21 protein-coding genes and 2 pseudogenes are annotated in these 21,753 nt (G+C 38.2%); 5 read left to right on the top strand and 18 right to left on the bottom strand.

Annotated features, from left to right (window positions below; all coding sequences use genetic code 11):
• Positions 1-65 precede the first annotated feature (65 nt).
• The 11 genes from B6N13_RS02295 to B6N13_RS02245 all read right to left on the bottom strand — a co-directional run bounded on the left by B6N13_RS02295 (position 66) and on the right by B6N13_RS02245 (position 11,658).
• The gene (locus B6N13_RS02295) at positions 66-1,229 is read right to left on the bottom strand and encodes a glycosyltransferase family 2 protein (RefSeq protein ID WP_169458337.1); all 1,164 of its coding nucleotides are present in this window, start codon (positions 1,227-1,229) and stop codon (positions 66-68) included.
• Positions 1,226-1,858, bottom strand: a complete 633-nt coding sequence (locus B6N13_RS02290; protein ID WP_169458336.1) for a hypothetical protein — start codon at positions 1,856-1,858, stop codon at positions 1,226-1,228. Before B6N13_RS02290 ends, B6N13_RS02295 begins: the two co-directional genes overlap by 4 nt.
• Positions 1,855-2,508, bottom strand: coding sequence for an acetyltransferase (locus tag B6N13_RS02285; protein ID WP_169458335.1), 654 nt, complete (start codon positions 2,506-2,508; stop codon positions 1,855-1,857). The genes B6N13_RS02290 and B6N13_RS02285 overlap by 4 nt, the downstream gene beginning before the upstream one ends.
• The gene (locus tag B6N13_RS02280) at positions 2,505-3,614 is read right to left on the bottom strand and encodes a DegT/DnrJ/EryC1/StrS family aminotransferase (protein WP_169458334.1); all 1,110 of its coding nucleotides are present in this window, start codon (positions 3,612-3,614) and stop codon (positions 2,505-2,507) included. Before B6N13_RS02280 ends, B6N13_RS02285 begins: the two co-directional genes overlap by 4 nt.
• Positions 3,611-4,825: a class I SAM-dependent methyltransferase gene (locus B6N13_RS02275; protein WP_169458333.1), complete on the bottom strand. Its 1,215-nt coding sequence runs from the start codon at positions 4,823-4,825 to the stop codon at positions 3,611-3,613. Before B6N13_RS02275 ends, B6N13_RS02280 begins: the two co-directional genes overlap by 4 nt.
• Positions 4,815-5,372 carry a dTDP-4-dehydrorhamnose 3,5-epimerase family protein gene (locus B6N13_RS02270; protein ID WP_169458332.1) on the bottom strand — a complete coding sequence of 186 codons (558 nt, stop codon included), beginning with the start codon at positions 5,370-5,372 and terminating at the stop codon, positions 4,815-4,817. Before B6N13_RS02270 ends, B6N13_RS02275 begins: the two co-directional genes overlap by 11 nt.
• A complete protein-coding gene (gene rfbG, locus B6N13_RS02265; protein ID WP_169458331.1) occupies positions 5,372-6,466 on the bottom strand; it encodes a CDP-glucose 4,6-dehydratase in 1,095 nt (364 codons plus the stop codon). The genes B6N13_RS02270 and rfbG overlap by 1 nt, the downstream gene beginning before the upstream one ends.
• Positions 6,466-7,233: a glucose-1-phosphate cytidylyltransferase gene (gene rfbF / locus B6N13_RS02260; RefSeq protein WP_169458330.1), complete on the bottom strand. Its 768-nt coding sequence runs from the start codon at positions 7,231-7,233 to the stop codon at positions 6,466-6,468. The genes rfbG and rfbF overlap by 1 nt, the downstream gene beginning before the upstream one ends.
• A 144-nt stretch (positions 7,234-7,377) precedes the next feature.
• Positions 7,378-8,676: a flippase gene (locus B6N13_RS02255; RefSeq protein ID WP_169458329.1), complete on the bottom strand. Its 1,299-nt coding sequence runs from the start codon at positions 8,674-8,676 to the stop codon at positions 7,378-7,380.
• A gap of 52 nt (positions 8,677-8,728) precedes the next feature.
• Complete coding sequence (locus tag B6N13_RS02250) at positions 8,729-10,216, bottom strand: phosphomannomutase (RefSeq protein WP_169458328.1); 1,488 nt, start codon at positions 10,214-10,216, stop codon at positions 8,729-8,731.
• 44 nt (positions 10,217-10,260) lie between these two features.
• The gene (locus tag B6N13_RS02245; RefSeq protein WP_169458327.1) at positions 10,261-11,658 is read right to left on the bottom strand and encodes a mannose-1-phosphate guanylyltransferase/mannose-6-phosphate isomerase; all 1,398 of its coding nucleotides are present in this window, start codon (positions 11,656-11,658) and stop codon (positions 10,261-10,263) included.
• A gap of 507 nt (positions 11,659-12,165) precedes the next feature.
• Here B6N13_RS02245 and B6N13_RS02240 point away from each other — a divergent pair.
• The 4 genes and pseudogenes from B6N13_RS02240 to B6N13_RS02225 all read left to right on the top strand — a co-directional run.
• Positions 12,166-12,966: an IS110 family transposase gene (locus B6N13_RS02240; protein ID WP_248280195.1), complete on the top strand. Its 801-nt coding sequence runs from the start codon at positions 12,166-12,168 to the stop codon at positions 12,964-12,966.
• Positions 12,967-13,044: 78 nt separating this feature from the next.
• On the top strand, positions 13,045-13,407 hold the full coding sequence (gene tnpB / locus B6N13_RS02235; protein WP_072842474.1) for an IS66 family insertion sequence element accessory protein TnpB: 363 nt from the start codon (positions 13,045-13,047) through the stop codon (positions 13,405-13,407).
• Between the two features lie 26 nt (positions 13,408-13,433).
• Positions 13,434-14,995 (top strand): annotated as a pseudogene (locus B6N13_RS02230) (IS66 family transposase).
• Between the two features lie 190 nt (positions 14,996-15,185).
• Positions 15,186-15,377: pseudogene (locus B6N13_RS02225) on the top strand (IS110 family transposase); the annotation flags it as partial.
• A 72-nt stretch (positions 15,378-15,449) separates the two neighbouring features.
• On the opposite strand, the gene B6N13_RS23160 reads toward B6N13_RS02225, so the two are convergent.
• From B6N13_RS23160 to galE, 4 genes are all read right to left on the bottom strand, one after another.
• Complete coding sequence (locus tag B6N13_RS23160; protein ID WP_211172734.1) at positions 15,450-15,701, bottom strand: hypothetical protein; 252 nt, start codon at positions 15,699-15,701, stop codon at positions 15,450-15,452.
• Positions 15,702-15,715: 14 nt separating this feature from the next.
• Entirely contained in the window at positions 15,716-15,910 is a 195-nt protein-coding gene (locus B6N13_RS23155; RefSeq protein WP_211172733.1) for a hypothetical protein, read from the bottom strand.
• Positions 15,907-16,209 carry a nucleotidyltransferase domain-containing protein gene (locus B6N13_RS02215; protein WP_011978643.1) on the bottom strand — a complete coding sequence of 101 codons (303 nt, stop codon included), beginning with the start codon at positions 16,207-16,209 and terminating at the stop codon, positions 15,907-15,909. Before B6N13_RS02215 ends, B6N13_RS23155 begins: the two co-directional genes overlap by 4 nt.
• Positions 16,210-16,398: 189 nt before the next feature.
• A complete protein-coding gene (galE, locus tag B6N13_RS02210; RefSeq protein ID WP_169458326.1) occupies positions 16,399-17,412 on the bottom strand; it encodes a UDP-glucose 4-epimerase GalE in 1,014 nt (337 codons plus the stop codon).
• 238 nt (positions 17,413-17,650) lie between these two features.
• Between galE and B6N13_RS02205 the strand changes: the two genes are divergently transcribed.
• Entirely contained in the window at positions 17,651-18,673 is a 1,023-nt protein-coding gene (locus B6N13_RS02205; protein ID WP_169458325.1) for a DUF2235 domain-containing protein, read from the top strand.
• A 201-nt stretch (positions 18,674-18,874) separates the two neighbouring features.
• On the opposite strand, the gene B6N13_RS02200 is transcribed toward B6N13_RS02205, so the two are convergent.
• From B6N13_RS02200 to B6N13_RS02190, 3 genes are all read right to left on the bottom strand, one after another.
• Positions 18,875-19,150 (bottom strand): hypothetical protein, encoded by a 276-nt coding sequence (locus tag B6N13_RS02200; protein ID WP_211172732.1) that lies wholly within the window; start codon positions 19,148-19,150, stop codon positions 18,875-18,877.
• Positions 19,151-19,263: 113 nt separating this feature from the next.
• Positions 19,264-20,211, bottom strand: coding sequence for a hypothetical protein (locus tag B6N13_RS02195; protein WP_169458324.1), 948 nt, complete (start codon positions 20,209-20,211; stop codon positions 19,264-19,266).
• A complete protein-coding gene (locus B6N13_RS02190; RefSeq protein WP_169458323.1) occupies positions 20,204-21,751 on the bottom strand; it encodes a hypothetical protein in 1,548 nt (515 codons plus the stop codon). The genes B6N13_RS02195 and B6N13_RS02190 overlap by 8 nt, the downstream gene beginning before the upstream one ends.
• Between the last annotated feature and the right edge of the window lie 2 nt (positions 21,752-21,753).

The raw sequence follows: 21,753 nt of genomic DNA, 5'->3' as shown, positions 1-21,753 counted from the left end.
CTAGAAAATCATTTTAATGACACTAAAATAATTTCCTAAAATCTCTTATAGAACAAGCAATAAAACTATTTTTGGAATGCCTTCAACAATATCATTGCATCATAAACATTATAGACACCATAATTACTTGCATCTTCTATTTTTGTGTTTTTACCACTGACTTTTATAAGCATTTTAGACATCAATTTAGATGATAGCTCTTTAAAACTTAATTCTCTTAAATGGCCATATTTACTTGGAACAATAGATAAAATTTCATTGTAGTCAACATTATGTAAACTACACATTTTCATGACTGCATCTTCTATTTCTTCTTTAGTATGTTCTTGTCTTTCTGTAAGTACTTTTGATAAAAATAATTTCCAATCTATTTCGATGCCTTTTGTAAGCTCAGGAAAATTATTTTTTAACTGCAATAGGGCTTCAAGCGAACAGACTCTAAATGCCTTTGTCATAACTATGTCGCTATGGAATGGAATCGTATTTTCTTTAAAAAACTTTATAACCTCCTCACCTACCTCTTCCTTTTTCTTGGATAAATATGCCGCACCATTGCTTTTCGCAGATGAGCCATGTACTGCAAAAGCTTTATACGAATAAGCATAATTTCCCATGGCAAAACACATAGCAAGGGCTGAATAAGAATCAGGTGTAGCCGATCGGAAGAAAATACCATTTTTTGTCATCCGCTCTATTGCTTCTTTCTTTACGAATCCACAATAAACTCCAGGCAAGTCAAATGTATATAACATGTTAAATTTCAGATACTTAGAAAGCCATTCTTTTGTATTACGTACTTCGTAGCTGGATTTATCACTCCAATAAAGTTTATTTGGATTAGGTGTATTTGGCCAAGAATAAAAAGCGTTATGACTGACAACTGCATCACATTTAGTTGTGTTAATAATTTCATTAACATACTCTAGAGAATTTGGTAATACGCCATCATCATCACCAATACTCATTACATAACCATCTTTAACATGCGACAAAGCAAAATCGAAGTTTTCGCTCATACTGCAACGTTTATTAGTATTAATATATGAAAGCCTATCATCATTAAATGACTCGACAACTTCTTTTGTATTATCTTGACTGAAGTTGTCGCTAACAATGATATGATAATTTGAATACGTTTGATTCAAGCAGGTTCGAATCGTATGATATAAAGTATCTGCTCTTTCTCGTGTAGGGATAATAATAGTCAGCTTATTATCAAATACTTTCATTTAATAAAATACCTATCCGTATAGTTTTCTTCCAACTCTTTTAAAACGGGCTTTTTTCCTTTTCCAGGGAAAACATATACATTATCAGGTATATTTTGATCAACAATTACCGTTCCAGCAGAAACAACTACATTCTTGCCCACAGTTGAATTGCCAACAATCTTTGAACCAGAAAACATAACAAGTCCATCATTTAAAGTTGGTCTATCATCATTATTTTTACCAACTAATATACCATGATAGTACACACAGAAATCACCATAAGTTGCTTTGGAAAATACACTACCGACAGAATGACTTAATAAAAAATTCTTCTTTAGATCTATTTCATAAAATAAATCTATACTATGAAGTACTTTATTAAGATAAAAAATCTTTTTGGCTCCAGTAACATCACCACTTAAAAATAGCTCTCTTGAGAGTTTGTAAAGAAAAATAGGATATTGAATGGAATTAAGAACATCTAATGTAGGTGTATCTTTCCATTCTTTAACTCGGTGAAACTCAAGATCATTATTCAAAACTTTTTGAACACAATAATGCAAGTCCAGAAAATCTTCACTGCCACCAAAAAAACTTTCAATTTGCCTTAAAATAAAATGTACTATCGATACTTCAAAAATACTCACAATTTATTTTCTCTTAAAAACCTAGCAGGTACCCCTGCAACAACAACATTATCAGGTATATCCTTAACAACAACACTACCCGCTCCAACAATTACATTTTTCCCAATCTTCACCCTTGGCAGGATAACGGAGCCAGCACCGATAAAAGAATACATACCTACTTTTACACAACCAGCTAATGTCGCACCAGGACCAATGTGAGCGCCATCTGAAATTATACATTCATGCTCAACTATTGATCCGGTATTTATAATCACATTTCTACCAATAATGGCACCTGCAGATATTATTGCTTTTGCAAGAATCTGAACACCTTCAGATAAACATGCAGTTATTGCAACATAACTAGAACTATGTATTAAATTCGGTGTGATAATTTTAGCACTTTTAAAAAAATCATTAATACTCATCCTATCTTTCCCATTCGCTCCCCCTATTGCAATAGCACCATAGAAATATTCATTAGGTCTGTTAGATTCCAACCAATCAAGAAAAGCATGCTCATCAGAAAAAACAGGAACTCCAGAAATAAAACTTTGAATATTTTTATCTCTATCGATAAAAGCAACAATACGAAAATCTTTTCCCTCTAATAATTCACTCAGAACCTTGGCATGCCCAGAGCAACCCCATATAACTATATTTTTCACGACAAATACTCAACAACTATATCTGCTACTTTTTTAATTTGACCATCGCTAATCTCATGGTAACTTGGCAAATTAATACCGCGCGCATATATATTTAAAGAAACCTTATTATTTCTTACCTCGTCAAACATTGGCAGCATAGATAAAGGATAGAAAAAAACCCTTGCATCAACATTAATCTCTTTAAACTTATCAATCAATAAGTCTCTATCAAATTCTAATTCAGCATCAAAAATTAATGTAGGCATCCAGTAACCATATACTAATTCATTTGAAGTTGGGTTTGGGTTCATAGACACCTTTTCGACATTTTTAAATAGAGAGAAATACTTGAAATATATTTCTCTCTTCCTATTAATTAGCTCATCAATATGTGTCATCTGGGCATAACCAATAGCAGCCTGAATATTTGAGATTTTGTATTTAAACCCTATAGTTTCTGCCCAAAACTGCTTTGGATTTTCAGGATTTCTTCCATGAGAATTTAAAATATTAACTTTCTTATAAAGTTCAAGATTATTTGTAACAAACATTCCACCTTCACCAGTGGTCATCGTTTTAGTACCATGAAATGAAAACACACCAAAATCACCAATGCTACCAGCTTTTTTACCTTTATATATAGAACCAATTGCTTCAGCTGCATCCTCGATAACATAAAGATTATGTTTCTTAGCTATGGCCATAATCGCATCCATATCACAAAGATTTCCATAAAGATGCACTGCAATTATAGCTTTTGTTTTTGGAGTGATAGCTTGCTCTATTTTTGAAGGATCGATACACCAAGTATCATTCAATATATCAATAAAAATAGGAGTAGCTCCAAGATATACAATTGGTGCAGCAGATGCGATCCAGTTTATATCCGCTATTATAACTTCATCGCCATGAGAAATACCCAAAGCAGAAAGCCCCATATGCATAGCTCCAGTACAGCTAGAAGTCGCCATGGCATATGAGACATTAAGGTGTTTTTTAAATGAATCTTCAAACTTATATATATAGTCATAACACTTATCGCCCCATCCGTTCAATGCAGCATCTGTAGCGTAGTCAACCTCTAATTGCGTTATATAGGGTTTTGTATAATATATTTTACTCATAATATTTCCAGCTCAGGTACAAAAACAACAAACTTAGCACTCCACTCACGGACATATGAAAGCTGAGCCATAATTTCATCTTTAATATTCCAAGGTAAAATTAAAACATAATCTGGCACGCTATTTCTTAACACTTCTTCGCTTACAACTGGAATATGACTACCGGGTAAATACAAACCTTGCTTGTATGGAGATTTATCAACAACAAACTCAATCAAATCAGCTTTAACACCAGCATAATTTAAAAGAGTATTTCCCTTAGCAGCGGCACCATAGGCTACTACTTTTTTATTTTCTTTTTTAGCCTTTAACAAAAATTCAACTAGATCACATTTTACTCTATTAGCTCTTTCTTGAAATTCTTTATAAACATTTATATCAAGAAGTCCAAAATTACGCTCTTCTTCCAGGATACTGGAAATATTTTCAGTTTCTTTTAATGATGTATTATCAATATGTGTTGCATATATCCTCAAGCTACCACCGTGTGTTGAAAGTTTTTCAACATCATAGAGCTTAAGATCTTGCGCCTCAAAAATTTGCTTCACTGTACACAAAGATAAATAAGAAAAATGCTCGTGATAAATAGTATCAAACTGATTGTCTTTTATAAGATTCATTAGATGCGGAAACTCCATAGTGATAGTACCGCTATCTTTTAAAGCAATTTTTAAGGCTCGAACAAAATCATTAATATCTGGAACATGGGCTAAAACATTATTTCCAAGAATCAAATCTGATTTTTTCAAGTTCAGAGCAAGTTTTGAACCGAAAAAATCTTCAACAACATCAATTCCCTTGCCTTTTGCCACGGCAGCAGTACTAGATGTTGGTTCAATACCTAAGCAAGGAATATTTTTTTCTTTAAAATACTGTAATAAATAGCCATCATTAGAAGCAATTTCTGTAACGAATGATGTAGGTTTAAGATCTAACTTGGTAGAAATATCTTCTACGTACTTTTTAGCATGCTCTAACCAACTATTAGAAAATGAACTAAAGTACACATAATTGGAGCTAAATATATCATCTGATTTTTTATATTCATCAATTTGAACTAACTTACATTCATCACAAACATATGTTTTTAAAGGATAAAAAACCTCAGGCTCATTTAATTCATTTTCAGTCAAAAAAGAATTCGAAGGTGGAGAGTTAACCAAATCAGCAAATACTAAATCTAAGGGTGTATTACAAAATCTACATTTCATTAATTTCAATTCCTTCAAAATCTATACTTAAAAACTTATGCAACTCATCCCTTTCAGAAATATTTTTTACATCAAGGGGCCAAGTAATATCTAACATGGGATCTTTATAATTTAATCCCCCCTCATTAGCGGGCGTGTAAAACTCACTATGGAGATACAAAAGCTCAGAATCATTTTCTAAAGTCTGAAAAGCATGAGCAAAACCCTTAGGAATCTGTAGCATATTTCTTTTCTTAGAAGATAATTCGACAGTATAAACACCTAAAAAAGTGGGAGAGCCCTTTCTAATATCTACAACCACGTCGTATACACTTCCACGAATACACTTCACAATTTTAGCTTCTGCATTAGGTTCATATTGAAAATGAAAGCCACGCACAGTCCCTTTCTCTTTGGTGATAGAATGATTTATTTGTTTCACTGAAAAGTCGGAAAACTCACTGTTTTCCTGATCGCAATACACCCTATAGAACTCACCACGCTCATCAGAAAAAACCGTTGGCTCTATCAAGAACAATCCGTCAAAGTTAGTAGATATATATTTCATCAGTTAGTCCAGCACAGCTTCTTTTTCTTCGCATCATTAATATAATCAATCAAATTATTTTCTGTACTAACTTCATTGTTTTCATAAAAAGAGCGGTACCATTCGATTGTATTTTTTAGTGTAACATCACTCGACCAAACATTATCCCAATCTAAATATAATCTAGACTTTGAACAATCAAGTCGCAACAATTTAGCTTCATGAGGCTGGTTAACACTCGACTCAATTTTATAATTGAGCTTATCCCAATACTGCTTTGTTTTTTCTACCAGTTCTTTTACAGTCATTACCCCTTCATCAGAAGGTCCAAAGTTCCATGAGTCTGAAAATTCGATTCTTTTCTCTAACAGCTTTTGCCCTATCAATAAATAACCACTAAGAGGTTCCAGCACATGCTGCCACGGCCTTACCGCATCTGGACTTCTGATACATACATCTTTCTCACTAATGATAGAGTGGACAACATCTACTATTAACCTATCTTTTGCCCAATCCCCACCACCAATAACATTCCCAGCTCTGCAACTTGCTAGTAACGTATTATGTTCTTTAGCGTAGCTATCAACATTAAAATAAGACTTTCTATATGAATTAGCTAAAATATCAGCACACCCTTTTGACGAGCTGTAAGGGTCATGTCCTCCCAACTCATCCGTTTCTTTATAACCCCATATCCACTCTTTATTTTCATAAGCTTTATCGCTAGTAACATTAACAATAGAATTAACGTTATGCTTTCTACAGGCTTCAAATACTTTAAGTGTTCCAATCACATTTGTTTCATATGTTTCAATAGGGTCTTGATATGACAACCTAACCAAAGCCTGAGCAGCTAGATGAAATACAATATCAGGTTTATATTGTTCAAATACTCTATCAAGTTGGTCAAAATTTCGAATATCACCCTCAACCGAAATCATATTCAAATTTAACAAAGAAAAATGATTTGGCTGTGTAGGTGCAGGTAATGAATAACCTATGACATTGGCACCCATTTTTTCCAGCCAATAAGCTAACCAAGACCCTTTAAATCCAGTATGCCCAGTAATAAGTACTGTTTTATTTTGATATATACCATTAAACAGATCTTTCATTACCATTTTTTCCATGGTGCTTTATTATTATCCCAAAGGTTATTCAACGCGACTTTATCCCTAAGTGTATCCATACAAGACCAAAAACCATCATGTTTAAAAGCTGCTAATTCACCGATTTCAGCTAATTTCCGTAAAGGTTCCTGCTCTAGAACGGTTTGATCAGACTCTATAAAATCTAGAACTTCCGGCTCACAAACCATAAAACCGCCATTAATCCAGCTACCGTCGCCCTCAGGTTTCTCTATAAACTTTTCTACTTTGTTTCCATCGATGTCTAAAGCACCAAACCGTCCCGCAGGTTGTATAGCCGTTAAAGTAAGCTTGGCCTTGTTCATTTTATGGAATTCAACTAGATTTTTAATATTAACATCACTGACACCATCGCCGTAAGTTAATAAAAACGTCTCATCGCCAATAAAGTCTACAGCTCTTTTGATTCTTCCACCAGTCATACTGTCTAAACCAGTATCTAGCAATGTAACTTTCCATGGCTCACTGGAATTATTATGTATTTCCATACCACCGTTTGACATATCAAAGGTCACATCACTTTGATGTAAATAATAGTTTGCAAAATATTCTTTTATTGAATATCCCTTATAGCCAAGCAAAATAACAAAATCATTAAAGCCATAATGAGAATACATCTTCATTATATGCCATATTATCGGCTTACCACCAATTTCAACCATTGGTTTTGGTCGGATATCAGTCTCTTCACTTAATCGAGTTCCATACCCACCAGCTAATATTAGTACTTTCATATATCAATCCCATTCTAAACTTATATAAATTCACTTTGAGCAGCTTTATTAATATAACCTAACACTCAAATCCATCCAAAATTGACAACCCTATAAAAACATACCAAGTTTAAAAACCGGCTTAAGGGCTCAAGCTCATTTAACTCAAATTCTTAGCGTTATAAATTTGGTTTTTTTATTAATCAAATAAATAGATAGCAATACAGAGAGATAAGACGCAAAAAAAGTTGTCATTATAGCACCAACACCGCCATATCTAGGAATGAAAATAAAGTTCAAAATTAAATTCAGGCATACTGAAAATAGTGCCACATAAAAACTTAACTTAGTTATATTTTCAATCAACATCACTTGATTAGTAACAAAGAAAATCAAATAAGGGACTCCAGTCCATATATATAAAGCCAAATATTTCCCAGCGGTAGTAAATTCATCCCCGTACAAGATGTTAATAATATAATTGGATGAAATTGATATTAATATCGCAACAGGAAGAGCAAATAGAGACATAATTTTAACTATCTGAATGACCCTTTTCTTATAATATTCCTCACTATTTTCCTTTGCCAAAATAAGAGCTGGGTATATCGAAATACCCAAAACAGTTGGAATCATTAGCCATACCTCAGCAATTTTAACAGCAGCCGAATAATTACCTAAAACATCCTTGCTAAGAAAATTACCTAAAATTATTTGATCTGCCCGCATATTAATTGCTGAGGCAGCACCAGCTAAAATAAGTGGCCAGCTATCATTTAAAAGATTAATGGCCGTTTTCTTTGAAAAAAGAAATATTTTTCTTTTTGCTTCTCCACCTAAAGCATAAATACGATCTTTAAAATAATAGTAACTCAACCCTATTGAAAAAATAAAACTTTCAAAGACAACCAAAATAGCAAAAGATTCGAGAGAGGCTTCATTTAAAATAAAAACAATCTTTAAAATTGAAATAATGAATACACTAATAAAACGAGAAAAAACCGTATATTTTACTAAACTCTTACTCTGAAAATAGCAGTCAGCAACTTCAAAAGCAGGAAAAAAAGATGTGCATGCTATGATTAATATCAGTATATTTTCATCAAAACCATTCACGCTTGAGCTTATTAAAAAAATCATTCCAATCACAATTATACTGGCAATAACTTTAAGCCCAAAAGCAGTCCCTATAAGCTCATCCCTTTTAGTTTCATCTTTAACCAATTCTCGAATTAAGATCCCATCAAGACCAAGACTTGCAATACAAGCAAAAATACCAACAAAGCTTTGAGCATAACTCAACAACCCAAACCTTTCTGGTCCTAAATAGCGAGCAAGCCATACACCTATAATCAAAGCCGTACAAAGACGTACCATTCGCTCAAGCATTAACCATGAACTGTTTGCCGCATAGCGCTGAAACCCCTTATTACTAAGCAGGCTTATAATTTTATTTTTTAGCAAAACCATCTCTCAGTATATAAATAGATATTTTAAAAGGTAAAGATACAGTCATTTAGACGTTACTCACTTCAAATACTTTACCTAATATCTCACTGACACTTCGCTTAGCAGTACGCAAAATCTTAGATTCAACATAACACCTCAATTCAGGTGCATTACCAGACGGCCGTAAGTGAACAATATCCCCACTATTGAGCGTCATTCGAAGTCCATCAGTTTCATCAATTGATACAACCTCTAGCACTTCACTTTCTTGCGCTATTGCTGATAGCAGCTCAGTTTGTTTAGCCTTGCTTGTTTTAATATCGGCTATAAGCTGTCTACTGACGTCTGTTGGAATGTCTTTAATTCGATCACTAGCGGTATAACGGCCTGGATAGTTAGCCGTTAATTGGCTAATTGGGAGAGCTTGCTCATAGGACATTGCTAGTACAATTAAAGCAGGTAATACTGAATCTCGCGTTGGTAAAGCGTGTAATACTTGATTATTAACAACAAAATCAGCGCCAACCAAAAAACCGCCATTGGCTTCATAACCAACAACTCTGGCATCTGGTGATTGTTGCAGCAGATCTTCCATACCTGCGATGACATAAGGCGAGCCAATTCTAGTTCTCAGCGAGATCCGCTCAGGGCTTTGCAATGTACCTCTCAACTCAAGAACAGTATTCACATTTACGGGGGCTGCCACATGGGTTGCTTGTAAATAATCAGCGCAGAGCACGCCTAAAATATCACCGCGTAACCACTCACCTTTTTCATTAGCAATAAGCGGACGATCACCATCACCGTCTGTGGATATAATGGCATCCAGCTTATATTCTTTAGACCAGTTCAAGCCTTTCTGCACATCTTCTTCTGATACCGCCTCTGTATCAATCGGTACAAAAGTCTCAGTACGTTCTAACGAAATAACCTCAGCACCGAAATGAGCCAATAACTCTTTAATCACATCTCGCGCCACACTGGAATGCTCGTACACACCAACACGTTTGCCTTGCAGCATGTTCGACGGAAAAAGCGAGGTATAACGCTGTTTGAAAAGCTCAACAGCAGAATGATCAATGACAGGCAACGCCAACTGTGCTGCTTGATCTGAAACGAATTCAGGTACTTCAACTAAGCCATTCATGATAGAGGCTTCGTCAGCTTTGCTAATCTCACCGTCTGGACGATAAAACTTAATACCGTTGCGATCAAAAGGAATATGACTGCCCGTGATCATCACCGCCGGCATGTTATTTTGCATGGCATAAAACGCCAAAGCAGGCGTTGGCAAAGCACCACAAAACTCGACTTTCGCGCCAAAAGATTCAGCGGCCAGCAAACAAGCTTTAGCAATATCAGAGCTACTCGGACGTAGGTCCATACCAATAGCTACGCTAGATGCAGAAGGACAAACTGTTTGCAGGAAGGAACGAACAAAAGCAAAACAAAGCGTCGGCGTTAAATCCTTCACCAAACCACGTACACCGCTGGTACCAAAGGCAACACCCAATTCATCGCTAAGTTGTTTTACCTGTACAACACTAGTACTCATTTTATCAATCCTTGCTTAAGATCATTTTCTTAACGGCTATTATTTTAACGGCCATAGCGATCACTAAAGCGTACGATATCGTCTTCACCTAAATAGCTACCAGACTGTACTTCTACTAGTTCTAAAGGAATTTTGCCGGGGTTTTCTAATGCATGAACAACACCCACAGGAATGTAAGTAGATTCATTTTCGGTTAGCAGAATTTCACGATCACCGTTTTGAACCTTCGCTGTACCAGACACAACCACCCAATGCTCGGCACGGTGATGGTGCATTTGCACGCTTAACTTCTCACCTGGTTTGACCATGATACGTTTCACCTGATGGCGACCACCAAGATCTACCGTTTGATACGTTCCCCAAGGGCGATGCACCGTCGTGTGATACATGTGCTCTTCACGACCTTCGGCTTTAATGCGTTTAACAATCTTCTTCACGTCTTGAGCATTGTTTTTGTCCATCACCAAAACAGCATCTGCCGTTTCGACAATAACAAGATCACTCACCCCCACCGCAGCGACTAAACGTGACTCAGAACGGATAAGGCAATTAGTAGAGCCTTCAGCCATTACATCACCCAATAGCACATTGTTGTCAGCGTCTTTATCTGCATAATCATATAAAGCATCCCAAGCACCAATGTCACTCCAGTCCCCGGCATAAGGCACAACTTTCGCTTTTTTGGTTGGCTCCATCACAGCAAAATCAATGGACTCCTCAGGGCATTGTGAAAACAATTCAGCATCAATACGCACAAAATCCAAATCTTCAGTACGCTGCTGATAGGCAAGATTTACTGCTTGAAAAATATCATCTCGATGAGCCGCTAACTCATCTAAAAAAGCCTTGGCACGGAACAAAAACATTCCGCTATTCCATAAATATTCACCGGAATCCAAATAAGCCTGAGCTTTTGCAAGGTTAGGCTTTTCAACAAATTCAACTACAGAGAAATTATCACCGGAACGAATATAACCGTAACCAGTTTCGGGACGAGTTGGCTGCACACCGAAGGTCACTAAAGCATCCTGCTTAGCCAATTCAACCGCTTGCTTAATCGTCGTTTCAAAAGCAGCAATATCACGGATGACATGATCGGCAGGCAAAACCAACATAAGTACATCGCCAGATTGGCTTCGCAATGCTTCCAGCGCCGCCAAAGCAATTGCCGGCGCCGTGTTACGGCCTTTAGGCTCTAAAACAATACTGGATTTTTTAACACCAATAGATTGCAACTGTTGCGCGATCAAAAAACGATGGTCTTCATTACAAACCACAATAGGATCTGCCACTTCTAAAGATAAAGTACGCAACATGGTTTGCTGAAGAAGACTGTATTCTTTATCCGTCAGAGGCAAACATTGCTTAGGAAAATGCTCACGTGATAATGGCCAAAGACGACTGCCAACACCACCAGATAAAATAACAGGAATAATTTTCAAAACAGATCCTTCGTATATGACAAAAATAATCTGCCTAGTCTAACAAAAGTAAGAGGTAAGAAATATAAGAATGGATTAATGAAGGACAAATAAAGAAGCAAAAAACCTAGCAACACCCAATCACATGTAGATCGGCCTTCAGGCCGTCAAAAAACCAACAACACCCGATCACATGTAGGTCGGCCTTTAGGCCGTCAAAAGCCTAATCACACCAAACCAAAATCCTTGACGCGCTAAAGCACGACCTACAAAAAATGAATCGGCCGTCAAAAGCCTAATCACTCCAAATCAAAACCTTGACGCGCTAAAGCACGACCTTGTATCTCTTCTTGATGGGTGTTTAGCTAGCACTTATCGCATCGGGAAATCGGTGAGCTCGTGCGCGACCTTAGCACAAAAATGCTGTTTTGTAGATTGAGCCCTGATTTCCTAACCTCCATTAAACTGAATGGTATCCTAACACCCCAAGTAAGGGTGATGCTGCATGTACAAGGGGAGTAGATAGAGATGAAGGCTTTTATTGGCATTGATGTAGGTAAAGAAAAGTTAGATGTTAGCTGGTTACGCGACGTAGTCAAAAATAAGCAGAAAACCAAGGTCTTAAAGAACACAATACAAGGCTATCAAGAATTAGTTGATTGGGTGCTAAAGAATACAGGGTTAGAAGCTCAGAATATTGTTATTACGACAGAGCCTACTGGTATTTATAGCGAACCTTTGATGTATTTTTTATATGAACAAGGATTTACTCTTTTACATGTAAACCCAGGAAAAGCAAAACAATATGCAAACTCATTAGGGCTAGTTCATAAGACTGATAAATCAGACGCCACAATGCTGGCTCGCTATGGTCATGACCAACAACATTCACTTTCAAGCTGGCAGCCAGAGCCTATAGAAGCAAGAGAGCTAAAGGCAATGGTGCGTAGACTTGAAGCGTTAGAGCAAGATTTACAGCGTGAAAAAAACCGTTATGAAGCGGCAGGTTTTTCAGGCGCATCCGCTCGGGTCACTCAATCTCTCAAAGATATGATAGCAGTGTTAAAGGCTGAAATTGATAAACTCAAAAATGAAATCGATGAGCATATTAACAGGCATCCTCAATTGAAGAAGAACCGCCAATTACTTGAAAGTATAAATGGTGTTGGTGAAGTAACATCCCGAATAATGGTTTGTTTACTGGCGTGTAAGCGGTTTAAGAGCGCGAAACAGCTAGCTTCTTATTTAGGCTTGATCCCCAAGCACAACGAATCTGGCAAACGGACAGGAAAAACAACCTTGAGTAAGGAAGGGCCAGGTTATATGTAAGCGTCCGGCAAACCACACATTTTAATTATCTTCAAACACCTTAAAGTCTGTTGTCTTTTAAATCAGAGCAACAGACTCATGTTTACCGCGTCTTCCCAGCTTAACGTTACTCTCATTTGTGGACCAACCGATATGCGTAAGGCCATTGATGGGCTTTGCAATATTGTCGCCTACGATCTTGAAAAAGAACCTTGTAGTGAGCACATTTTTGTCTTTTGTGGGCGAGCACGTGACAAGATTAAAATATTGCAATGGTCTAATAATGGTTTTTGGTTGCATTACAAACGATTGGAAAAAGGGCGTTTCCAATGGCCAGGCATTGAGGATGAGCATTTATCGCTGCACATATCTCATCGACAACTGAATTGGTTGTTGGACGGTCTACCCCTTCACTCCCAGGGGGCACATCCGCATTTAACTTACCGATATCATGACGCATAGCCCATTAGGTTGGTATAATCCAACCTATGAACATACTTCCAGAAGACTTACCCAATGACATTGAAGCGCTTAAAGCACTATTGCTTGAGCAAGCTTTACTATTGGGTAAAAAAGACAGCCTTCTGAGTGAAAAAGACTCGCAGCTTGCGCAGTGGCAATCTAAATACACGTTCATTTTAGAGCAGTGGCGTTTGGCGCAGCAAAAGCAGTTTGGCAAAAGCTCGGAAATCTCACCTGGGCAAGGTGAGTTGTTTGATGAAATAGCGGCCGAATCTGATGTCATCGACACAGAGACTGAAACACAGACCGTCTCCTACACTCGTCAGAAACCCAAGCGTCAGCCCCTGCCAAAGGATTTACCACGCGAAACGGTTGTACTGGATATCGCTGAGTCAGACAAAGTCTGCTCATGTTGCCAAGGTGCACTTCATTGCATAGGCGAAGACCGTTCTGAAAAATCCCAGCTCAGCTTAAAGTGATCGAAACCGTTCGCCCTAAATACGCGTGCCGTGAGTGTGAAAAAACAGGCACTCAGAATGCGATTAAGCAAGCAGCTATACCACCGAGCATTATCCCCAAAGGCATCGCGACCCCAAGTCTGCTGAGTCAGATTATCACGGGTAAATTCCAATACAGCTTACCACTCTATCGACAAGAAACCTTATTCAAACAATACGGTATTGAGTTGAGCCGACGAACCATGTCAGATTGGATGAAAAAATGTGCTGATGCCTTAGAGCCTCTTTATGAACGGCTACATCAAGTATTACGGAAACAGTCCGTTATCCAAGCCGATGAAACCACCCTGAATGTGATCAAAGAAGCTCGTTCAAAATGTTACATGTGGGTGTATTGCACAGGCAAAGATGCCCCAAGCAAACAGAACCTGATCCCGAATATTGTCTTATACGATTACCAGCCGACTCGAAGTGGGCAATGTGCCATCGATTTTTTACAAGGCTACGACGGTTATCTTAATGTAGATGGTTATCAAGCGTATGAATCCACCCAAGCCACGTTGGCTGGTTGCTGGGCCCATGCACGTCGCAAATTTATTGAGGCGGAAAAAGGCATGCCGAAAGGCAAGTCAGGAAAAGCAACGATGGCGATCAACCACATCAAAAAACTGTACGCCATCGAAACGCTGGCCCAACAGGCCGACAATGTAGAAGGCGCATTTAAAATCCGTCAGGAGCAAGCGCCCGAAGCACTAGCGAACTACAAAGCCTGGCTTGAAAAGTCAGCTCAACAGGTGCCACCGAAATCTTTATTGGGTAAAGCCATCCAATACAATCTCAATCAATGGGACAAACTGACAGTTTACTTGACAGACTATCACGTCAACATCGATAACAACCGAGCGGAACGCGCCATCAAACCCTTCGTGATTGGACGCAAAAACTGGCTGTTCTCAAATACGGGCAATGGAGCACGGTCCAGCGCCACGCTTTATAGCATCATAGAAACGGCCAAAGCCAATGGGCTTATCCCGTATGATTACTTAGTAAGATTGTTTGAAGAGCTGCCGAGAAGAAAGGAAAACGATGACGTAGACGATTTATTGCCGTGGAATATCAAGCTGACTTAAGTTTGAGAATAAAGGGTGAGTCTTCCCGCTGCATCCATGCAGCCTTGAATCTTCCTGAAAAGTGACAGAGCCTCCGTCCTGGAGGCGTGGACAAATCCATTGCCCTCTGTCTGATAATAAAGTTATAACAATCATTTACTAAAGTAAAGCAACACGATCTATGTGTGGTTTACCACACGCTTACGGTTATATCAGAGCAAAATTGTATATGGCCGCAATCGTAGCTGGGCAACATAATACCGATATAAAAGCGCAGAAAACGAGATTACTAAAACAAGGCAAAACAAAAATGCAGGCGCTAGGTGCAGCGATGAGAAAGTTGTCACAAATATGTTTTGGTGTTGTTAAGAATCAAACAGAATATCTGCCTCAAGTTAGTTAAATAAAAACTTGAGGCAGATTAGGAGAGATGGTATCTACAAAAAAACTAACAACACGGAAGAAACACACATATCTATTGATACTTAGCCGCAAAACAAACCACGTGATCTAGGCATTGCAACAACTGACCAGCCATACCGAACGCTTTATTCAATAACGCCGATTGTATTTCAGGATCATCGGGGTAATCATGGGCAAATTGGTTACGCATTTCCCGTAACTTCAGCCACTGTTCAACAGAACCCAAGGCTCCTATTTTTTCAAGCCGATTTAATTTATCAATAAATGTAGTAAGCTCACCTTCTTCATATGTCAACTCAATCACAGCAGGGAACAACTTTACCCCATCACATCCTGCAATTTTGAAAACCGGACAATAAACTGATCAAATACCGCAAGTTCAATTTCCGTAAGTTCATACAAACTAGCTGCAGTGTAGGGTTGTTTATCTGCCAAGTGCTGCATAGACCAATGCAAACGTTCTGCATGTGTTTGGCAAATGTCAACGATCCCCTGAAATACATCCTTATTCATAAACGAATGCCACTCTCTTTAGCGATTTTATAGATAGGCAAAAACCTTCCAGACTTACGATTGACTACCAAATCAATTTTCTGCTCACCAAGTAGCAAATGAAGTTCAACCAAAGCATTCAATTTAGCCTCAACAATGTCATCGGCCTCATGCAAATCAGGCTCAATATACAGATCAATATCCCCACCACGCGCACTATCATCAGCCCTTGAGCCAAAAAGCAGCAAATCAGACCCTTCGCCAAAATGCTTCAATAGCACATGCTTAATTGTCTCTTGCTGGTATTTAGTCAAACGCATATCGGCCCCTTTTTTTTAAACAAAACACAAGGTCGGCCTTCAGGCCGTCAAAAGCCTAATAACATCCAATCACGTGTAGGTCGGCCTTTAGGCCGTCAAAAGCCTAATCACACCAAACCAAAACCTTGACACGCTAAAGCACGACCCACAAAAACCAACCGAAAGGAATCTAACCCTTTTGCCCTATTCCTACAAATCAAACCCATTTGGGTTATTCGATTGCCAGCGCCAAGAATCCTCGCACATACGCGCCAAGTCAAACTCTGCCTGCCAACCAAGAAAAGCCTTAGCAAACTCAGGATCCGCATAACAAGTCGCGATATCGCCAGGACGACGATCCACAATCTTATAGCTAATAGATTTATTAGAGACCGCTTCAAACGCTTTAACCATTTCAAGTACAGAGTATCCATTGCCAGTGCCTAGGTTCACAACAAAATGACCAGACTGAGCCAGCACCTTTTCCAAGGCACAGACATGGCCGCGAGCCAAATCCACCACATGAATATAATCACGAACCCCCGTCCCGTCTGGCGTATCATAATCATCACCAAACACACTCAAACAAGCCAATTTACCCACAGCTACTTGACTGATAAAGGGCAATAAATTATTTGGAATACCTTTTGGATCCTCGCCAATCAGACCAGACTCGTGAGCACCTATCGGATTAAAGTAACGTAAAGTAGCAATATTCCATTCGCTATTGGCCTTAGCCAAATCAGTCAACATCCCTTCTACCATCAACTTGCTTGCCCCATAAGGGTTTTGCGTTGAAGTAGGGAAATCTTCACGAATAGGCACAGATTCAGGCATACCATAGACAGTCGCAGACGAACTAAAAATTAAATTCCGCAGTCCAGCCAACTCCATAGCCTTGATAAGGCTCAAGGTTCCGGCAACATTATTTTCATAATACAAAAAAGGCTTTTGAACAGACTCGCCAACCGCTTTCAGACCGGCAAAATGAATAACCGCAGCAAAAGTATATTTCTCGAAAACACTATTTAAAAAGTTTGAATCGCGAATATCGCCTTTCATAAACACTGGACGCTTACCGGCAATCGTCTCAATGCGATCTAAAACGACCTCTTTACTATTCGAGAGATTATCAATAATAATCGGCTCAAAACCCGCCTTAATCAACTCGACACAAGTATGCGAGCCAATATAACCTGCACCGCCCGTTACCAAAACAAACATCCAACACTCCCAAAAAAATCCATTAAAACCAATCACATGTAGGTCGGCCTTCAGGCCGTCAAAACCCTAGCAACACCAGATCACATGTAGATCGGACTTCAGGCCGTCAAAAACCTAATCACACCAAACCAAAACCCTTGACGCGCTAAAACACGATCTACCAAAACAAAAACACAAACCATGCTATGATCAATTCGGTCATCAGGAAGATGACTTTCAACACCACAAGGAGACATGTATGTCGATGTTATTTTTTCACTTCGATGGCACAGACAATAGCCCAAACGACGCCTGCGCACCAGAACACAGCATTTCCAGCATCACCAACGTACTAAAATCCCATTTATTATTAGGCGGCCGCGTTAAAAACCAGATAGACATCACGCCCACATGTTTACCATATCGCAGCTTTTACTACGCAGGTATTGGAGCCTATGGCAGCTGGCTAGAGCAAAAAATAAACGCCGCCTTTGCCATCGAATCTGGCCATGTAGCCAATATCTTAAATCGTGCGATAAACGACTTTAAAAATCATTACAACAAATCGATTCGCCACATTGTCTTAATTGACTTCAGTCGAGGTGCCGCATTAGCCAGACGCTTTGCCGCACTGATTACTCCACTTATTGATCGCCCTATCATTATAGAAGCGGTCATCGACACCGTAGCCTCTATTGGCTGGCCAAACCTAGATTTAACAAAACGCCCACAAACAGAAGTCGTATTTGAACATGGAAACACACTACCTGAAGGCGTTCATCGAGCACTACACCTAGTCGCACTAGACGAGCAACGCCTCGCCTTTCGCCCAACATTAATCAACCAAGATGGACGCGCACTGGAAATATGGCTAGCAGGAGTACATTCGGATATTGGCGGCGGATACCGCAAAGATGGCATAGGAGACATCGCCTTGCGAGTCCTAATAAACTGGATAGAACAACAAACCAAACAAAACTGCTATCACGCAACACGCTTAGCCAAAACACAGCCGCCCCATTGGCAGCCACTGCTCACCATAGAACCCAAGCACCTAGGCAAAATACACTACCAACAACGTCGCTTGCACCCGTGGCGCAAACTAACCCTCGCGCCGCGGCACTGCTGTGTACTGGAAAACGACCAACCCAACCATACACTATCACCCCACTGGCACCAAAGCGTTACGCAACGCATCCGCAGCAACATCGGCTACTTCCCCATTGCACACTGCCCAACACCCGCCATACTCTGGCACCACGAACACCTACCTCACCTGTAGGTCTGATTAGCCGAGGTACGAGGCGTGATCTGACGGTTGAGGATGGACCGCTACATAGGCACATCACGCTTCACTAATAATGCCTACAAAAAACCAATCACATGTAGGTCGGCCTTTAGGCCGTCAAAAACCTAATCACACCAAACCAAAACCTTAACGCGCTAAAGCCCTACAAAAAAACAAATCGGCCGACGAAAAACGCTACGACACATGCTCTTTCAAGTGAACAACATTTGAATCTTCAACTTGCTGATCTAACGCCTTTTTCGCATTCCACACCAAATCGCCAATACCATCGGTTGGCTGAAAATCGGTTGGAGCCGTAATCAAGATCTCACGCACTTTTTCATGGTCAAAATCATGGCAAGCTTTATCCAATTGCTCCATGGTTTGAACAAAATCAGGTAAGGATAAAAACCGCTCATTGGCGGTCATAATACGTTTATGCTGAGTTTCTTTTACATTATCGCCAATCAATAACTCTTCAAAAAGCTTCTAGCCAAGACGCAGCCCCGTAAACTAAATGCTAAAATTTAAAATAGATAGAAATATAAGCCATAATTATTTTCCATAATATCCTCCCTAAGCTTTTATTTAGATCTAAGAATCACATTATTTCTTAGCATTTCTTTCAAAAAATAATCCCCAATAAGCGGATTATAATGATTAATATCATACCAGTTTGTTTCCTGACTTATTTCTTTACTCTCCTGAAAAATCTCTACCTTTAAAGAGCACCCACCACCAAAATCATGATTAACAATAATTTTCTCTAAGGTCTTTTTCATAGTTAACAATTTATCATAACTCATCAAATTGGGGTTAACAGGATCGATATATAATATAATATTTAACGGGTTATTTTCATCTCTTAGAGAGCCCTCACATTGTTGGGCAATTCTTTCCATAATTGGTTCAATTGACGATAAAGAGTTTTGATAAAGAGTTCTTTGCTTTTCAACCCTCTCTTTACTCCATTTTCTCAATTGGACAGTACTAATATTACAAAATGGATATTTCTTCTGATTAGTATAACTTTCATAAAAATTAGATAAGCTATTGAAAAATATCCTAATTGAAAACAATGCCTCAAGGGCAGTTAATTTTTCCGAAGGTAGCTCTTTATCATTAAGCAAACTACCAAGCTCAAAAAAAACATATTTTTTACTATTAGAGCTAATCGTTTTTTCAAATAGCTGCATAGAAAATCGCTGAGATATTCCAGAAAAACCCACTTTCTGAATATTATAGTTATCGCAAGTATTTAATCCTTTTAAACTGCGTGATGTTCCTATTATCACTATATTAGCTAAACTATTTTGTATGATTTTTTTCTGCCGATCTAGCATTAAATCAGGATATACATGCCCCATTAAATAATATTCCGATATTTGATCATTCACTCCAGTAATTGTATTTGAGGAAGCAAAATCAAATTGCCAATAAGGGTCAACAATATAATTAACGATAGCAATAACAAAAAAAAATAAAATTATAAAAAATGCAACCACCTTTAAATATAGTTTACCACTAACCATAAACAAACCCTTGCACATTACTCAGCATACTTACTGAGAAAACAAATATTAGTGCCATTATAAAAGCAAAAAACAATGTTCTCTTCCAGGTTATGTTAAATAATGACAAATGAACACTTCGAGACACGTTAAATATATGCATAGAATTGGGCATAAAAAAAACAATAAAGACCACAAAAGCCATATGCAGTATGGCCCAAGAAGGACCTAAGAAAGCACTCGCTTGCTGAGCGCTATCAAGTGAGGGAAAAAAACTTGAACAGTCAAATAGCGACAAATGAAACTCTTCTATAAAAGGACATAATAGTGAGGTAACGCTAATCTTTTCTGGTGCAACAATATTTATCAAAATCTGTATAGCAACGCCAGAAGAAGGAACAAAGAAAAACAAACCTGTTATAAATACACAGACCAGAGTTATCAATCTAGATAACGCCTGTGAAAACCTCGTTATAAATTGCCTAGGCTCAGTAGCACTTGTTTTTTTTAACAGTTCGATTGATACCAAAAGCAATGCAACAACAACACCTTGAATAATCATACTATCACTTGGCGAATGCCAAACTGCCGTCAAAAAAAATGAAAAAAAGACTGCTATAGCCCACGCTGTTGTATAGCGAGTTTGGACCGACTTTATTGGAACATTCTTAGTCAACAAAAATAAAGGCAAGAATACATACATCCTAATAAAGGCCATAAAACTCATATGCCATGAATTCATATAACTACCGGGGGACGAGGCTTTTAATGGCGAATCAAAATTAACAGGAAGTTTAAGCCCAAAACAAAATCCCATCCCTATCGCCATGTCAGAGTATGCAGAAAATGAAAAATACAGTTTGAGTATACTGCCTATCATAACATACAAGCTCTCAGTAAACGTGAGAGTAAATAATTTTTGCTCTAAACTGAGAAAAAAAAGCTCTGTGTATTGATTTATGGGTAGTGCAATAAAACAAAACTTAGCTAAACCAAAAATAATCAAACTTATTCCTAAGGCAATCTCATTGTACCGAATTTTTCTATGATTAAATTGCTTGTATTCATTTATTGCTTGTCTGTATGTTAGTATCGGCCCCGATGGAAGAGTGATAAAACAGAAGGAGAAAAATATATATTGCCATAAAGACATTTTTTTTACATCAGGCTTGTTAGTATCGATTATTGCTGAAATTTGCTGAAGTGTATAAAATGCCAAACCGAATGGAAGCAGAACGTTAAACCCCACAGAAAAAGATGATTGGCTGTCTAAGGCAACAATACCTGTTTTAAAAAGCATCAGTGGCAACAAGTTTAGTGAGATAAATAGTGTTTGAAGTAGCTTTGAACGATTATCTGACTGAACAAAGATAAAATTCATTAAAACAAGCGCAGTAAGTAGTAAAAATGACTCCCAATCTACTAGAAATAAAAAAACGCTAGAGAGTAACGCCAAAAATGGCAAGGCAAGTTTATTATTAATAGATCTTAAAGTGTAGAATACAACTAAACTTAGTGGGAATAGGTAAAAATAATATAAGCTGAATGAAAAAGCTAACATTT

The sequence above is a fragment of the Marinomonas sp. UCMA 3892 genome, from assembly GCF_012726345.1.
Taxonomy (GTDB): Bacteria; Pseudomonadota; Gammaproteobacteria; order Pseudomonadales; family Marinomonadaceae; genus Marinomonas.
This window is presented reverse-complemented; position numbering and strand designations above follow the sequence as displayed.